The sequence below is a fragment of the Faecalibacterium tardum genome, from assembly GCF_040096515.1.
In the GTDB taxonomy this organism is placed as follows: domain Bacteria; phylum Bacillota; class Clostridia; order Oscillospirales; family Ruminococcaceae; genus Faecalibacterium; species Faecalibacterium tardum.
This window is the reverse complement of record NZ_JBBMEO010000006.1, coordinates 53,110-69,320: the sequence shown is the minus strand read 5'-3', so window position 1 is coordinate 69,320 and position 16,211 is coordinate 53,110. Positions and strand designations below refer to the sequence as shown.

Annotated in this window: 11 protein-coding genes; all 11 read right to left on the bottom strand. The window is 58.6% G+C overall.

The genetic code is table 11. The features are described 5' to 3' along the window. Positions 1–109 precede the first annotated feature (109 nt). The 11 genes from WMO44_RS06150 to WMO44_RS06100 all read right to left on the bottom strand — a co-directional run bounded on the left by WMO44_RS06150 (position 110) and on the right by WMO44_RS06100 (position 16,145). Complete coding sequence (locus WMO44_RS06150; RefSeq protein ID WP_055185843.1) at positions 110–595, bottom strand: COG2426 family protein; 486 nt, start codon at positions 593–595, stop codon at positions 110–112. Positions 596–610: 15 nt separating this feature from the next. Beyond that, a complete protein-coding gene (locus WMO44_RS06145; protein WP_349152084.1) occupies positions 611–1,363 on the bottom strand; it encodes an exodeoxyribonuclease III in 753 nt (250 codons plus the stop codon). A gap of 16 nt (positions 1,364–1,379) precedes the next feature. After that, on the bottom strand, positions 1,380–2,756 hold the full coding sequence (locus WMO44_RS06140; protein WP_349152083.1) for an MATE family efflux transporter: 1,377 nt from the start codon (positions 2,754–2,756) through the stop codon (positions 1,380–1,382). Between the two features lie 660 nt (positions 2,757–3,416). Then, on the bottom strand, positions 3,417–4,793 hold the full coding sequence (gene mgtE, locus WMO44_RS06135) for a magnesium transporter (RefSeq protein ID WP_118658129.1): 1,377 nt from the start codon (positions 4,791–4,793) through the stop codon (positions 3,417–3,419). A gap of 211 nt (positions 4,794–5,004) precedes the next feature. Continuing rightward, positions 5,005–8,025, bottom strand: a complete 3,021-nt coding sequence (gene lacZ, locus WMO44_RS06130) for a beta-galactosidase, LacZ type (RefSeq protein WP_349152082.1) — start codon at positions 8,023–8,025, stop codon at positions 5,005–5,007. Positions 8,026–8,120: 95 nt separating this feature from the next. Further along, entirely contained in the window at positions 8,121–9,809 is a 1,689-nt protein-coding gene (locus WMO44_RS06125) for a DUF2264 domain-containing protein (RefSeq protein ID WP_349152111.1), read from the bottom strand. Beyond that, positions 9,809–10,969, bottom strand: coding sequence for a glycoside hydrolase family 88 protein (locus WMO44_RS06120; protein WP_349152081.1), 1,161 nt, complete (start codon positions 10,967–10,969; stop codon positions 9,809–9,811). Before WMO44_RS06120 ends, WMO44_RS06125 begins: the two co-directional genes overlap by 1 nt. Before the next feature lie 5 nt (positions 10,970–10,974). Then, on the bottom strand, positions 10,975–12,771 hold the full coding sequence (gene uidA, locus WMO44_RS06115; protein ID WP_349152080.1) for a beta-glucuronidase: 1,797 nt from the start codon (positions 12,769–12,771) through the stop codon (positions 10,975–10,977). Between the two features lie 73 nt (positions 12,772–12,844). Further along, positions 12,845–13,705, bottom strand: a complete 861-nt coding sequence (locus WMO44_RS06110) for a carbohydrate ABC transporter permease (protein WP_005920167.1) — start codon at positions 13,703–13,705, stop codon at positions 12,845–12,847. A 16-nt stretch (positions 13,706–13,721) separates the two neighbouring features. Continuing rightward, the gene (locus WMO44_RS06105; RefSeq protein ID WP_349152079.1) at positions 13,722–14,648 is read right to left on the bottom strand and encodes a carbohydrate ABC transporter permease; all 927 of its coding nucleotides are present in this window, start codon (positions 14,646–14,648) and stop codon (positions 13,722–13,724) included. Positions 14,649–14,825: 177 nt separating this feature from the next. Next, on the bottom strand, positions 14,826–16,145 hold the full coding sequence (locus WMO44_RS06100) for an ABC transporter substrate-binding protein (RefSeq protein ID WP_097783700.1): 1,320 nt from the start codon (positions 16,143–16,145) through the stop codon (positions 14,826–14,828). Between the last annotated feature and the right edge of the window lie 66 nt (positions 16,146–16,211).

The following is a 16,211-nucleotide window of genomic DNA, read 5'->3' as shown; positions in this document are numbered from 1 at the left end:
CTTTCTGACCGGGAGCAGATCCCTGTCTTTACACAACTGTTACTTAGTTTAACACACTCCGGGCGGAAAAGCTACCGGCATTTTTCACGACAAAAGCGTCCGCGTTTTGTCAGCCTGCCGCAAACAGCCCGCTGAGCGCACCCAGCAGCCCGGCGCTTGCCAAGCCCATGATGATGCCCGCCAGCAACACACCGCCCATGCAGGCAATCAGCACGTCCTTGAACTTCATATCCAGAATGGAGGCTGCCAGCGTGCCCGTCCACGCACCGGTGCCCGGCAGCGGGATGCCCACGAACAGCAGCAGTGCCACGGTCAGGCCCTTGCCTGCCTTGGCTTCCAGTGCGCGGCCGCCCTTTTCGCCCTTATTGATGCAAAAGCGGCAGATGGGGCCGATGAGGGGCTTGTAGTAGCCCCAGATGAGGAATTTGCGGGCAAACAGGTAGATGAAAGGCACCGGGATCATGTTGCCCAGCACGCACAAAAGGTAGGTGGGCAGCACCGGCAGCCCCATGCCCAGCCCGATGGGGATGGCCCCGCGGAGCTCGATGATGGGCACCATGGAGATAAGGAAGATCAGAAGATAATTTTTCAGCATTGGCTTCTCCTTATATTACAGGTCGATCTGCAGCTCCACCGGGCAATGGTCGGAGCCAAAGATCTCGTTGTGGATCTCGGCGGCGCGGATGCGGTCGGCAATGCGCCGGGAAACGATAAAATAGTCGATGCGCCAGCCCGCGTTCTTTTCCCGTGCGTGGAAGCGGTAGCTCCACCAGCTGTACTTCACCTCGTCCGGGTGCACCACCCGGAAGCTGTCCGCAAAACCCGCCGCCAGCAGCTCGGTCATTTTAGCACGCTCCTGATCGGTAAAGCCCGCGCTCATGCGGTTGGTCTTGGCGTTTTTGATGTCCATCTCAGTGTGTGCTACGTTCAGATCGCCGCACAGGATCACCGGCTTTTTTGCGTCCAGCGCCAGCAAGTACGCCCGGAAAGCGTCCTCCCACTCCATGCGGTAGTCCAGCCGCTTCAGCCCGTCCTGACTGTTGGGGGTGTAGCAGTTTACCAGATAAAAGCCGGGGTATTCCAGCGTCAGCACCCGCCCCTCGTGGTCGTGCTGTTCCAGCCCGATGCCGGTGGTCACTGCCAGCGGTGCCATTTTGCACCAGCAGGCTGTGCCGGAGTATCCCTTTTTCTCGGCCGAATAGGTGTATTCGGTGTAGCCCTCCGGCGCAAAATCTGCCTGTCCCGGCTGCATCTTGGTCTCCTGCACCGAGAAGATGTCCGCGTCCAGCGCGGCAAAGCTTTCGGCAAAGCCGTGGGTCAGGCAGGCGCGCAGGCCGTTCACATTCCAGCTGATCAGTTTCATGCTTTTCTCCTTATTGTTATGCCTGATATTTTGTTTTCCATGCACCGCTGCGGAAGCGCAGCACAAAGCAGGTCACGCGGCAGGTCCAGTCGATGACCATAGCCACCCACACGCCCACAGCGCCCCAGCCCATGCGGACGCACAGCAGATAGCTGAAGCCCAGCCGCCAGCACGCCATGCTGAGGATGGACACCACCATGGTAAATTTTACGTCGTTGGCCGCGCGCAGGGCGTTGGGCAGCACGAAGGACAGCGGCCAGAAGATAATGGCGCAGCCCGCGTGGATGGTGACCAGCGTAATAGCCAGCTCCATGGTCTCGCCGGAAAGGGCGTAGATGCCCACCAGCTGCCGGAGGAACAGCAGGATCGCGCCATTGGAAAGCCCCATCGTAATGTAAGCCCACAACAGCAGCTTGCGGGTGTAGTAAACGGTCTGTTCGTGGTCGCCGGCACCGATGCAGCGCCCCACCACCGTGATCATGGCAAGACTGATGGCCTTGCCCGGGATGACGCCCATGCCGTCCAGATTGTTGGCCACGGCGTTGGCTGCGATCTGCACCGTGCCGAAGGTGGAGATCATGCTCACCACCAGAATGCGTCCGGCCTCGAACAGGCTGTTTTCAAAGGCCGAGGGGATACCGATGCCCAGAATGCGCTTTGCCATGCCGCCGTCCAGCCGCAGGGTCTTGGGCACGGTAAGCACCGCATCCTCCCGGTAGCACTTACGTAAAATCAGCGCTGCAGCCACCACGCGGGATGCCACACTGGGCCACGCAACACCGTCCACCCCCATTTTGAAGCCGAAGATGCACACCGCGTTGCCCACGATGTTGATAATGTTCATCAGAAAGCTGATCTGCATGGAGATCTTGGAGTTGCCAATGCTGCGGAACAGTGCCGCACCGCCGTTGTACAGCGCCAGAAACGGATAGCTGAGGGCGATGATCTGCAGGTACTTCACGCCCGCGTCCAGCACGTCAGCGTCAATAGAGCCGTAGAATAGCCGGATCATGGGGCGTGCCAGCACAAAGCATACTGCGCCGATCACCACGCCGGACAGTCCGCTGAGCAGCAGCAGCTGACCGGCGCTTTTGTCGGCATCCGGGCGATCCTTTGCCCCCAGATACTGGCTTACCACCACCGCGCCGCCGGTAGCCAGCGCTGCAAACAGCACGATGATAAGGTTATTGATCATATCTACCAGACTGACGCCGGAGATGGCCGCCTCGCCGCAGCGGGACACCATCATGGTGTCGGCCATGCCCACCGTCACTTCCAGCAGCTGCTCCACCAGCAGCGGAACGGCCAATACCAGCAGTTCCTTCTGGCTGAACAGCGGCTCCCGCCCGCCGTTCAGGCTGCTTTTTTCATTGCCATGCAGTAGCTTTGTCATCCGTTTCTCTCCTCCCGGCACCGAGCACTTTTCCGGTACGCCGCCGCTGCCCGGCGCGTGCATTTTTCCGGTTGCAGCAGATGTGTCCATCTTAACACACCACCGGCTGCTTGTAAAGCGGTGCAGGCTATATCCCACGAAAATCCGCTTTCCATGCCTATCTCCCATTGCCCGCCGGTTTTATAAAGGTATCCTGCACGGTTTTCCGGCAGGCTTTCCGTTTTTATGCTTGTTCGTCAGTTTGCCGGGAACTTTCCATAAAATTTGTGCGTTTCTACAAAAATGCGATTTCCCGCGTATTTTTGGGGAGAAATTTTAAAAAACCTCTTGCAATTTCTGTTCCAAAGTGGTATGTTGTATCCAACAAAAGTGAAACTTGGATACATCTTCACTTTGGAGCAGCAACTTCGGCTCCGCACACGCTTTTGTTTTTCACCTTGCTATTTTCTTCATTTACCTTCTTATCATTTACCCTGCCTGTCCCGCAAGGGACGAGAAAAGCGATGACCCACCTGCACGGGTCGTCGCTTTTTCTTTTGTTCACGACTGTCCTTTTGTCTGGGACGAGCCTGAATGCCCTCTGAGCATTTTCAGCGGAAAAACATCTTAACGCAAAACAGGGCGCTCCCTCGTCGGGAACGCCCTGCTGGATGCACCCCGTTATGCAAGGTGGAACAGATCGATCAGCACAACCATGGCAAGACCATAGTAGACCACGACCGCCACCAGATCGTTGATCGTGGTGATCAGCGGGCCGGAAGCGACCGCCGGGTCGATATGGATCTTGTGGAACAGCATCGGGATCAGCGTGCCCACCAGACTGGAAATGACCATGGACACGATCAGCGACAGCCCGACACAGCCGGACAGCAAAAAGGCCGAGGTCCAGACATAGCCCTTGAAAAAGTGGATGTAGCAGCCCAGAAAGCCCAAGGCCATCACAGCCAGAATAGCACCGTTCAAAAGACCCACGCGGGTCTCCTTCCAGAGCAGCTGCAATTTTTTGGAAAGGGTCAGGTTTTCGTCCACCAGCACGCGGATGGTCACAGCCAGCGACTGGGTGCCAACATTACCGGCCATATCCAGCACCATGGACTGGAAACAGATGACCACCGGCAGCACCGCTACCACCGATTCAAACGCGCCGACGACCGAGGAGACCAGCATCCCGAGGAACAGCAAAGCGATCAGCCACGGGAGACGCTTTTTCACACTTTCAAATACGCTTTCGTTCAGATCTTCCTCGCCGGTCAGACCGCCCAGCTTTGCGTAATCATCGCCCATCTCATCATCGACCAGCTCGACCACATCGGACGAGGTGATGATGCCCACCAGCTTACCGGCATCGTTCAGCACGGGCAGACTGCGCTCCGCGTAGTCCACGATGCGGTCGATACAATCGCTGATCTGCTCCCGGTCGGTGACATAGGGATAGGAGCGGACGATCAGGCTTTCCAAGCTCTCCTCTGCCCGGGCAATGATGAGGTCTTTCAGGTCGATGGCACCGTAGAAGTGCTCGTTTTCATCCACCACATACAGGGTGGAGATGTTGTCGTTTTCTCCGGCCTGCTTTACCAGCTCGCTCATCGCCTGCCGGATGGTCATATCGTTTTTGATGGAGATGTAGTTGGTGGTCATTCTGCTGCCGATCTCATCCTCGTCATAAGAGAGCAGCATCTTCACATCTTCCACCGAGTCTTTGTCCAGCTTGTTGACGATCTCGTTTTTATCGGTATCGTCAAGGTCTTCCAGTGCGTCCACCGCATCGTCCGAGTCCATGTTGGAAATGACCTTTGCAGCCTCGTGGCTGGGCAGCTCCTTCAGGTACGGCTCGGCATCGTCTAGATAGGTAAAGATCTCGGCAACGGTATCCACGCCCAGAATGGAATAGAGCGATTGACGTTCAGCGGGGGTCAGTACCTCCAACGCATCCGCCAGATCCTTTTCATGGTAATCCGACAGTTTTTCGGCCAGCTCTGCCTTGGGCAGACCGCTGTGAATGATGCTCAGAATTTCCTGTACATAATTCTTCTGCATGGGTAGTTCCTCCTGATTCCGCGAGCTCGACAAATCAAAATCTATCGCTCCGCTTCAAATTTTGCACCTCATCATAGCACATCCGGTATGCGGCGGCAACCCTGCCCGCGTGAATTTTTTGTAAAAAAATCGGGCGCAAAAATCCCCGCCAAAGCAAAAAAGACCAAAGCGGCAGTCCTTACGGTACCCACCGCTTTGGTCAAAAAGCTATTTATCCCTGCTTCTGGATGGTAAATGCAAAGGTCATGCCCTTCTCCACCGCAAAGCAGTCGTCTGCATGGGGCTTTGCGCCCCAGCTGTTGTCGCCGCCCACGCCGCGCTGGAAAGCAGCACACCGGACGACAGTCTTGTTATCATCCCGGGGCAGTTCATAGAGATGGCGGGCGTTTTCCAGTTCATGGGGGGTGTAGGGCAGCGCCGAGAAGGTCATGCCGTCCCCTGCAAAGCCGATGCCTATATTCAATCCGCTGCCGGTGAGCACTGCGCGGTACACGCCGGTACGGCTGCCGCACTCCTGCGGGTAGACGGGACTGTTCTGGGCAAAGTCCTGCCGGACATTGTAGCTCCAAGCGCCCATTTTGCCGCCTGCGGTGCGGTCGGCGGTGGTCTCCTGGGGGCCAAGACCCAGATAAGAGACCTCCGTCAGCTCCCGGCGCAGCGGGAAGAGCAGACCGAACTCCGGCAGCTCGGTGTGTTCGCCCTGCCATGTCATGGTGATGTCGCAGCGGCCTGCGCCGTCAATGGCAAAATCAATGGGCAGCGTCTGCCCATCTGGCAGGGTGTAGTTTGCGCGGACGATGACGAACTCATCCTTTGCTTCGGCAGTCAGATTATCGCACCGGGCGTAGAGACCCGCAGTTTTCCAGAAGGCAAACTCGAAGGGTTCTGCGCAGCCCTCGTCGTTGTTGGTGGGCGCACGCCAGAAGTTGGGGCGCACATTATCGTCCAGCAGCTGCACACCGTTATAACGGATGGACACAAGCCCCTTGCCGCGGCCGAAAATATACTCGAAACCCTTGCCCTTCACGCCGATGTTGCAGTCCATTGCCACCAGCTGCGGGGCGGGCAGGGTCAGCCGGGCGGCAGCGTGGTTATGCCATACCTGCCCAAAGGCAGCTTCATAGCCCGCCGGGATGCCGGGCTTTGCAGCCCGCTGGATAGCGGTAACGGTCATGCAGGCAAGCCCTGTCTCCGGCAGAGCAAACGGGAACGGAATGCGCACAGTCTTGCCGGGCTTGCCGTCTGCCCGCAGCACCGCGCGGCGCTCCGGCTTGCCGTTGACCGAGGACGCAAACACAAGGTCGTAGGCGCTCAGGTCGGTAAAAAGATTCCGGTTTTCAATCACGGCTTCGGTGTCGGTCAGGGTGATTTTCAGCGGTGCGTAGGCCGCCTTGACGGCGTCCATTTTAGGGGTGTTGCGGCGGTCGGGCAGCACAAGGCCGTCCACGCAGAATTCCCGGTCGGTGGGGCGGTCGCCAAAGTCGCCGCCGTAGGCAAAGCCGGGCTTGCCGTCCGGGTCAGTGACCGCGATGCCGTGGTCCATGTACTCCCAGATAAACCCGCCCTGATACAGCGGCTCTTCGTAGGCATACTCGGTGTAGTCGGTGATGCCGCCGCAGCTGTTGCCCATGGCGTGGCTGTACTCGCACATGATAAAGGGCTTTTCCGGGTGCTCTGCCAAAAACTTTTGGATGTCTGCCACCGGGGTATACATCTGGCTTTCCATATCGGAGGTGGCAGGGTATTCCCGGTTCCAGAAAATGCCCTCGTAGTGCACAAGGCGGCTGGGGTCGGTGCGGCGGAAATACTCGCTCATCTCCCACAGGGTCTTGCCGCCGTGGCTCTCGTTGCCGCAAGACCAGATGAGGATAGCGGGGTGGTTTTTGTCCCGTTCCAGCATGGCTTCGGCCCGGGCCAGCACATTTTCCCGCCACTCCGGGCGTGCACCGGGCAGCGTCCATTCGTCCGAACCGTCCGCACCCAGCTTCTGCCATGTGCCGTGAGTCTCCAGATTCGTCTCCCCGATGACATACAGGCCGTATTCATCGCAGAGCTGTAAAAAATACGGGTCGTCCGGGTAGTGGCTGGTGCGCACGGCGTTGACATTATGGGCTTTCAGGTTTTTCACGTCCCACAGCATCTCTTCCCGGCTGACGGTGCGGCCTGTTTTGCAGCTCCACTCGTGGCGGTTGACGCCCTTGAACACGATGCGCTTGCCGTTCAAAAGCATCTGGCGGCCTTTCAGCTCAAACCTGCGCAGACCGACTTTCAACCCGGTGCGCTCCATGAGAGCACCCTTGCGCAGCAGGGCAATTTCGGCCTCGTACAGGTTCGGCTGCTCGGCGCTCCACAGGGCGGGATGCTCCACCGCAAAGGTGAAGGAAACGTCCTGCACGTCCTCCTCCACGTCCGGATCGGCCTCGCCCTTGCCGAACACCACACCGCTATCGTATTCGGCGGGCTCGCCCACCTCGGCAGACTGTTCCTGCCCATTGAACACCACCGACACCCGACCAGCACCGCTGACTCTGCAATCAAAGGTGACAGTAGCGCTGGAAAATTCCTCTGCAAAGCTCTGCTTCACAAAGACATCTTCCAGATGGAGCTCCGGCTTGGTGAACAGCTCCACGGAGCGGAATAAGCCGCTCATGCGCCAGAAATCCTGATCCTCCAGCCAGCTGCCGGAGGAGAAACGGTACACCTGTACCGTCAGGGTATTTTCGCCGGGGTGGACGGCAGCAGTCATGTCAAATTCAGCGGGGGTGAAGGTATCCTCAGAGTAGCCGATGTAAACGCCATTGCACCAGACGGCGGCGGCGCTGTCGGCACCGTTCAGGCGCAAGTAACAGCTTGCCCAGCTTTCCGGCAGGGCGAAACTACGCTGGTACTCTCCGATGGGGTTATAATCCTGCGGAATCTGACCGGGGTGCAGCTTTTCGTGGCCGTCCCACGGGTACTGGGTGTTGACGTAATGGGGCGCGCCGTAGGGCTGGCCGGGCTTTTGCAGGCTCTGCATCTGGATGAAGCCGGGTACGGTCAGGGTGTCCCACTCCGAGAAGGGCGCTGTCAGGTTTTCCGCATAGCGGAAAGCCCATTCGCCGTCCAAGTTGACGGTCAGGGGCAGTTCGGGGCTGGTCTGGTCGGCAAAGTGGGCGTGGAAGGGCAGACGGTTCTGCTGGAAAATTTCCGGGTCGGCCAGAAGCGCCGGGGTAATGGGATGATTCAAAGGCATAAATGTCACCTCGCAGCATTTTCTGCTTTTATTATAGCACAGGATATAAGAAAAACAGCCGCACAAAACGACTGTTTTTCTGGAAAGAAGCGGCATCAGTCTGCTTCGTCAAAGACCTCGGTGTCCAGTTCTGTGTGCCCCTTGGGGATGTGGTACTTCACGGCGGGCAGATGGACGTTGGTGAAGTACAAGCTGGTGTTGGGGTCGCAGCCGATGACCACTGCCTCTCCCCTGCCGCGCACGGTGCAGCGCAGGGTGTCGCAATGGGCTTCGGCGGTGTCATTTTCCACACTTTCGGCATAGCCCGGTGCAAAATTGGGCACGGCAAAACCGCAGTCGTAGGCTTCGCAGTCGAAACTGCTGTCAATCTCGTGATGGCGGCGGTGACCGGTGGCAATGGGGGTGATGGTGGTGGTGACCTCAATGCCGGGGAAGGGCGACCACTGCGCGGTCACAGCCCCGGCTTCAATTTTCCACGTTTTGCTCACCTTGCGCACAAACACGTTATCGTCCATGACAAAGGCCAGCATACTGTCCGGCGCGGCCTGATTGAGCACCTCCCGGCTGCGGGAGGCGCAGAAGCCAAAGCGGGTATCGTAGGCAAATTTTGCGTACTTTTCCGGGAACTGTCCGTGGCCGTGCCCCTCGTTGACACCGGCGGCATAGGCCGTTACCCGCCCCGCCCGGCGCTGCACCAGCATATTGGCGTAGGGCATGGGCTTGAGCCGCTCCAATGCGGGCATGGGCGCGGCTTCGGCAGACCAGAAGGGGTGGTCGTCCGGCAAAGCAAGCAGCAAAAAGCTCTTCATGCCCCAGTAAGGGCTGCCGGGGGCGTTGTACCGCTCAGCCATGTACATCTGCGGGTAGCAGTAGCCGATGGTCAGGATGCCATCCCGGTCGAACATTTTCTGCCCCAGCCACCAGTTGAAGTTGCGGACGATGAGCCCTTTCATCACCGGCAGGGGCAGCGGCTCCAGCCCTGCCCAGATGCAGGCCGCCCAGAAGCTGTTCTGAGCAAAGCGGTAGGTCAGGCTGCGGCCAAAGGGCAGCGCTGCGCCATTGGCATCGAACCAATAGACGAACTGCTGCGCGAACAGCTGGGCGCGCTGGCGGTAGAGTGCAGCACGCCGGGGGTCGATGTCTGCGGCAAATTTAGAGTAGAGCAGCCCGTAATACTGGATGGCCCACGGGATGTAGTAATCCTTTTGCACGGAGGCGCCATCGGTGGACCAGCCGTCGCCGCTGTAATAGCTGTCGATCTTGCAAAGGCCGTCCTCCAGCAGCTCCGGGCTGAAAGGCATCCCCACGCTTTTCAGGGCAAGATTTACAAGGATGCGGAAAAACTGCCAGTTGCAATCCGGGATGGTGTGGGCGTTGATCTGCCCCAGCCATGCAGCAAGGTTCTGTTTTTCGGCATCAGAAAGCGGCACCCACAGCTTTTCCGGTGCGGTGAGGATGCCGCAGGCAATGGCAGCCATCTCCACATAACACTGGTCGTACTCCCCGGTGGTGCCCCAGTATTCGGGGTTTTCCGGGTCAGTACCGGCAGCAAGACCCTTGCGATAGATTTTTTCAAATTCCGGGTCGGAACCGCCGCCCACCCAGAAGGGCACCAGCGCCCACAGCGGGCGGCTGAAGGCTTCCAGCTCAATGGCATTTTGGTTGTAGGTCACGCCCGTCTCGCCCAGATGCAGCCGGGCACAGCCTGCGGAATAATAAGGCTTGAGCGGGTCGAGAAATTTGTGCATCAGTGCGGTAAAATCCGCTTTGGTCTGCAAGTTCATCACCAGTACATCTCCCAATCTTTGGTCAGGCGGGTCAGCGCCTCCATGTAGAAATAATCGCCCCAGCTCGTGCATTCATCCACGCCCTCCGGGGTGCAGGTGTTGTAGGGGCTTTTTTTGCTGTAAGTGCCGTGCAGCAGCTGGCCGGAGCCGAGGGTGCCGGGTTTTACTGCGTAGTTTGCGGCAAGGCTGGCCAGCATCTGCCGTGCCAGTGTGCGCCACTGGGCAGCCTCTGTTTCGTCCACATATTTTGCCGCTTCCAGCAGGCCGCAGGCCACGATGGCCGCAGAGGAGGAATCCCGGGGTTCGCCGCTTTCCGGGGCAAAGAGCATATCCCAGCAGGGGATCATATCCTCCGGCAGGCGGGAGAGGTAAAACGCCAGCGCCTTGCGGAACACATCCAAAAACTTTTCGTCGTGGGTGTAGGTGTAGCCAATGGCGCTGCCGTACACGCCCCACGCCTGTCCCCGCGCCCAGAAGCTGTCGTCCTTATAGCCCTGACAGGTGCGGCCGCCCTTGGGGGTGCCGTCCGGATTCATAAAGAAGGTGTGGTAGGTGCTGCCGTCCGGCCGGAAGGAGTTCGCCAGCGTGGTGGCGGTGTGGGCAGCGGCGATCTCGCGGTAGTGGTCGCTGCCGGTCACCTGCGCCGCCCAGTACAGCAGCGGCACATTGAGCATACAGTCGATGATATAGCGGTAGTTGCCGGGGTCGTCCATGGTGCCCCATGCCTGCAAGAAGCGGCCGCTGGGCTGGTAGCGGGTCAGCAGCTGGTCGGCGGCGGCAATGGCGGCGTTTTTGCCCTTTTCGCTGCCCACCAGCTTCCACGCTGCCACGCAGGTGGGGCTGTACAAAAAGCCCATATCGTGGTGGTCCACCTCCACCTTGCGGGCAATGCGGTCCGCAAAGCTGTCCACTTGAATGAGGGCGGCGGTCTTGAATTTTTCCTCCCCGGTGGCTTCGTAGGCCAGCCAGATCTCCCCCGGCCAAAAGCCGCAGGTCCACTGATTATTGGCGCAGCCGGGGTAGATATTGTTGACGCTGGAATGGTTCTGGCACTGGTAGGTGTACAGGGGCAGATTGGTCTCCACCTGCCTGCAGGCATCGACCAGTGCCTGCCGTGCCTCGGCATCGGTCATGGCGTGGTTCTGGTAGGTTTTCATTATAGTCACTCCTTAAATCCAAAGGTCGGGATATCGTGCCAGCGCTGGCGCAGAAAGTGCATACCCAGCTTGGGGCGGCGGTCCCGGGTGAACAGACCCTTTTTGTTGCCGTCCACCCGCATGGGGCCCTGCACGGTGTCGTAGTCTGCAAAGTTCCAGACAAATTCTCCCACAAACCACGGGCGCTTGTCAAACTCTGCATCCAGACGGCGGTAGAATTCCACCTGAAACTCCTCGCTGAACATCTCGGCTCCGGCAGTGTGCAGACCTGCCACAGTGTCTGCACCGTACTCGCTCATCATCACGGGCTTGTGCTGCTCTGCCCAGAAATCCAGTTCCTGATTCAAACCGTAGCAGGCGGCGTCCATGTCGCCGGAAAGGTTGTACCAGCCGTAGTAGCGGTTGATGCAGACGATATCCATGGTGCGGGTGGTGATATCCTTCGTATAGTCGTTCTGGCAGCAGACGAGGGTGACCGGGCGGTTCTGCGGGTCCAGCTGATGCGCCAGCTCATACAGCGGGTGCCAGTAATCGTAGGCATCCTGCGGGAAGTGCTCCAGATCCGGCTCGTTGCCAAGGCTCCACAGCACCACGCAGGGGTGGTTTTTGTCCCGATGGATCATCTCAGCAAGCACCTGCCGGTGATGCTCCGCAAGGGGGTATTCCTTGTAAGGATTCACCGCAGCCCCGCCGCCGATGCCCACCGCCGGGGTCTCGTCCATGACCAGAATGCCCTCCCGGTCGCACAGGTCGTAGAACTCCTCAGCGTAGGGGTAGTGGCTGGTACGCACCGCGTTGGCGTTTGCCCAGTGGATCAGGTTCACGTCCTTCACGTTCAGTACCGGGTCAAAGCCGCGTCCATGGGCGGTAAAGTCCTCGTGCTTGCAAAAGCCCTTGAAATAGAGCGGCTTGCCGTTCAAAAGTACCTGTGTGCCCCGCACCTCAATGCTGCGCACGCCAAAGGTCTGGTCGTAGACGTCCGCCCCGCAGGTGATATGCAGGGTGTACAGGTAGGGCGTGCCGGGCTTCGGCTCCCAGAGATGCACCTCCGGGATGGTGATCGTGTCCGCTGCACCTTCGGCGCTTGCAACGGCTTTGCCGTCCGCATCCAGCACCGTGACATGGACAGGCGCGCTGCCGGTGGTTTTGACCGCGTACTGCACCGTGCCGTCCACGGCGGGCACCACGGTCACATCCTCGATGTACTCTTTGGGGGTGGTATAGAGCCACACCGGGCGGTGGATGCCCGCATAGTTGAAAAAGTCAAAGTTGGGGCGGTTCTGGGGTGCGGCGGTGCGCTTGGCGGCTTCCACGCTGGGGATGCCCGCGTTGTCCGAGCCAAAGAAGGCCAGCTGTCCGTCCTCGTTGCCCACAGGCAGGGTGCTGTGGTTCACCCGGTTGTCACAGGCGACGGTCAGCAGCACCGTCTCGCCGGGGCGCAGCAGGGCGGTGACGTCTGCTTCAAAGGGGGTAAAGCCGCCCTTGTGCTGCGCAATAAGCTGGCCGTTCAGCCATACCTTTGCGGTGTGGGTCACCGAGCCGAACCGCAGCACCACCCGCTGCCCGGCGCAGAAAGCGGGCAGGGTGACCTTGCGCTGATACCATGCCCAGCCGTAGTGGCGGCGCAGGGCGGTGGTCTGGTCGTTCTGGTCGTTGTAGCTGGCGGGCACGGCGATGGGCTGGGCATCCGGCAGGGGCTTTGCGGGATCGAACTGGTCTTCCGCGCAGCTGCCCAGCGCAAACGCCCATGTGCCGTCAAGGCTCAGCTTCATGCGCGCTTCATTCTGTTCAGGATATAACATAACGCTTTCCCTCTATTTCTACAAAAAATGCGGGGCGCGGGTACTGCCCACGCCCCGCTTACGGGTGATTTGTTTAGCCCTTGATGCCGGTGGATGCCACACCCTGCACGAAGTACTTCTGCAGGGAGAGGAACACGATCAGCACCGGAATCAGTGCCACCACAGAGGCCGCCATGATCAGGCCGTACTCTGCGGAATACTGGGTGATGAACATACGCAGACCAATCTGGATGGTCTTGAGTTCGGTCTTGGTCAGGTAGATCAGGGGGCCAAGGAAGTCGTTCCATGTGTTCACGAAGGTGAAGATGGTCAGGGTGGACAGGGCGGGCAGGCTGAGGGGCAGCATGATGTGCCACCAGATGCCGTACTCGCTCAGGCCATCAATGCGGGCAGCCTCACACAGCTCGGTGGGCACGCCCTCGTAGAACTGTTTCATCAGGAACACGCCGAAGGCGCTGAAGGCCTGCAGGCACATAATGGCCAGATGGGTGTTGTTCAAATGCCAAGAGCTCATCATCATGAACTGGGGCACCATGTAGGCCTGCCAAGGCACTGCGATGGTGGCAATGTAGCCGAGGAAGAGCGCGTTTTTGCCCTTGAACTGCATCTTGGCAAAGGCGTAGGCCGCAAAGGAGGAGGTGAACAGCTGCAACAGGGTGACCACCACGGTGATCTTGACCGTGTTTTTCACAAAGGTCAGCAGCGGGATCTGGGTCCAGATGTCCACATAGTTCTGCCAGCGGGGATTTTTGGGGATCCACTGGATGGGGAAGCCGAACACGTCCTTATTCAGCTTAAAGGAGGAGGACAGCATCCACAAAAAGGGCAGCAGCATACAAGCTGTGATGACGATGAGGAAGAAATAAATCAGGAACTTGGAGATGAAATTGCGGCGCTTCTGAGAGGCTTCGGTCTTGATAATAGCAGCAGACATGGTTCTTCCTCCTTTCTCAGTTCTCGCCCTTGGAGCCGCGGAACTGGATGATGGTAACGATCAGCACCAGTACGAACAGCACCATGGAAATTGCACTTGCGTAGCCGTATTTCGGAGTATTGACGAAGGCCACATTATAGATGTAGTACACCAGCGTCATGGTAGCAGTACCGGGGCCGCCCTGCGTGATCATGTACATCTGATCGTAGACCTTGAAGCCGGAGATGGTGAGCATAATGACCACAAAGAAGGTGGTGGGGCGCAGCTGCGGCAGGGTGATGTGCCAGAACTGCTGCCAGCGGTTTGCACCGTCCAGCTCGGCGGCTTCGTTCAGGTCCGGGTTGCAGCCCTGCAGGCCTGCCAGATAGATGACCATGTAGTAGCCCATGTTCTTCCACACACTGAACAGGATGACCGTGATCATAGCGGTGTCCTTACCGGCAGCCCAGCGGGGCAGGTTTTCCACTGCCACGCCAAAGAACTGGTTCAGGATCATGTTGATGGGACCCATGGAGGGGTTGAAGATCATGTTCCACACCGCTGCCACCGCCACCAGCGAGGCAACGTAGGGGAAGAACGCCACAGTGCGGAAGAAGTTGCGCAGCTTCACGTTCTGGTTCAGCAGCACGGCCATGGCCAGCGAGCAGGCCAGCGTCAGCGGCACGGTGCCGATGACATAGACGATGGTGTTTTTCAAAGCCGCCTGAAAAATTTTATCGGTGGTGAAGAGCTTTACAAAGTTTTTCAGACCGATAAACTCGATGGCGTGGCGGCCGTCCCATGCGCAGAAAGCCAGCGCAATGGCAAACATCATGGGCACCAGCGTAAACACGCAGAAGCCAATGAAGTTTGGCGCAATGAAGGAATACGCGATCAGAGAATCGCGGGTCGATTTTTTTAGCACTTTACGGGGAGTTTTATTCTGGACAGCAGCACTCGCCATAAAAGAGCCTCCTTTCCCGGAAGTATAACAGCTTTTCCAAAAAACGAGCGGAGCGGGCGCTGCGCATACCCGCCCCGCTCAGACAGGGCTTTTTTCCGGTGCTCGTTCATCGGAAAATGAATGGGGATTAAAAATGATGAAGAAGGAGAACCGCAACGTATTGCGGAGAACGCTTTATCAGCCGAGAACTGCGGGAACCTGATCGTTCATGTTCTGGATGCCCTCGTCCACGGTCTCGCTCATGGTCATAATGGCATCGTGCTCGGCGTTCAGGATGGTCTCGATATCAGATGCGTACTGGGTGTAGGGCATTTCCAGATAGACGTTGGAGGTGGTCAGTGCATCCACAGAATTGCTGTCCTCGGGGAAGCCCTCGGTGGACTTGATGATCTCGGCGGTAGCATCGGAGCCGCAGGCCGGGAAGGTGCCGGTCTTGGCAATGGCCTGTGCGCCCTCTTCGGAGACACACCAGTTGATGAAGTCGGCAGCGGCCTCTGCCTTGGGAGAATCGGCGTTGATGGCCAGGCTGGTCACAGTGCCCAGCGTAGAACCAGCCTCTGCACCGGCGGGGTGCGGGTACTTGACGATGCCCCAGTTGAACTTGGTCTCGGCATCCTTCATGTAAGCTTCCAGCGTGGAAATGAACCAGCTGCCCATGTTGACCATTGCGCACTGCTGGTTCTCAAAGGCTGCGGAGTAGTGCAGAGAAGAGGTCTTGAGGTAGCCGTAATCCATGCAGATGCCGTCCTTCTGCTGGGCAATGACCATATCGTAGGTGGGCTTCATGAAGTCGTATTTGCCGTCGATGATGGTGTTCTTGCCGTCCAGAATGGAGAACAGAGACGCGGCGGAGCGCCAGGTGTGGTAGTGGCAGCCATAGACCTTGGTGTCGCCGGAACCGCTGGTCATCTTGCGGGCCAGAGCATCGTAATCTTCCATCGTCAGGTCGTTGGAGGGGTACTCCACACCGGCCTTATCGAACAGATCCTTGTTGTAGTACAGCACCCAGAAGTCGCTGCGGAAGGGCACGGCGTAGAAGTTGCCGTCATCGGTGGTCAGCTGCTCGATGGTGCCGTTGAAATCGCCGGTATCGCGGGTCAGCACCTCGTTCAGGGGCTTGAGGTAGTCCAGATTGATCAGGTTTGCGTAGCCGGGGATATCCTTGACGGTCACGACATCCAGATCGGCGCTGCCGGCCAGCTGGGTAGCCAGAACGGTCATGTAATCGCTGGAGCCCAGATCCACCATCTCGATGGTCACGTCCTTGTGGCTTGCCATGTAGCCGTCGGCCATGGCCTGCCAGTAGGGGGTGGACTCCTTATCCCACACTGACCACTGCAGGGTAACAGGGCCTGCGGCTGCGGATGCAGCGGTGGAACCGGCAGTGGAGGAAGCAGCGGTGGAGCTTGCGGAAGAGCCGCCACAGGCGCTCAGAGCAGCAGCTGCGCCGCAGGCAGCGGCAGCGGTAAGGAACGAACGACGAGAGATCTTTTTCATAAGTGTGTCCTCCTTCAGGGCAGTGTGTTTGTTCTGTGCAGCGGTCTCCCCCGTGCCGGGGAGCCG

Excerpts from the sequence above, each read along its gene's own strand:
- WMO44_RS06150 (WP_055185843.1), bottom strand. The coding sequence starts at position 595 with ATGCTGAAAAATTATCTTCTGATCTTCCTTATCTCCATGGTGCCCATC.
- WMO44_RS06145 (WP_349152084.1), bottom strand. The coding sequence starts at position 1,363 with ATGAAACTGATCAGCTGGAATGTGAACGGCCTGCGCGCCTGCCTGACC.
- WMO44_RS06140 (WP_349152083.1), bottom strand. The coding sequence starts at position 2,756 with ATGACAAAGCTACTGCATGGCAATGAAAAAAGCAGCCTGAACGGCGGG.
- mgtE (WP_118658129.1), bottom strand. The coding sequence starts at position 4,793 with ATGCAGAAGAATTATGTACAGGAAATTCTGAGCATCATTCACAGCGGT.
- lacZ (WP_349152082.1), bottom strand. The coding sequence starts at position 8,025 with ATGCCTTTGAATCATCCCATTACCCCGGCGCTTCTGGCCGACCCGGAA.
- WMO44_RS06125 (WP_349152111.1), bottom strand. The coding sequence starts at position 9,809 with ATGAACTTGCAGACCAAAGCGGATTTTACCGCACTGATGCACAAATTT.
- WMO44_RS06120 (WP_349152081.1), bottom strand. The coding sequence starts at position 10,969 with ATGAAAACCTACCAGAACCACGCCATGACCGATGCCGAGGCACGGCAG.
- uidA (WP_349152080.1), bottom strand. The coding sequence starts at position 12,771 with ATGTTATATCCTGAACAGAATGAAGCGCGCATGAAGCTGAGCCTTGAC.
- WMO44_RS06110 (WP_005920167.1), bottom strand. The coding sequence starts at position 13,705 with ATGTCTGCTGCTATTATCAAGACCGAAGCCTCTCAGAAGCGCCGCAAT.
- WMO44_RS06105 (WP_349152079.1), bottom strand. The coding sequence starts at position 14,648 with ATGGCGAGTGCTGCTGTCCAGAATAAAACTCCCCGTAAAGTGCTAAAA.
- WMO44_RS06100 (WP_097783700.1), bottom strand. The coding sequence starts at position 16,145 with ATGAAAAAGATCTCTCGTCGTTCGTTCCTTACCGCTGCCGCTGCCTGC.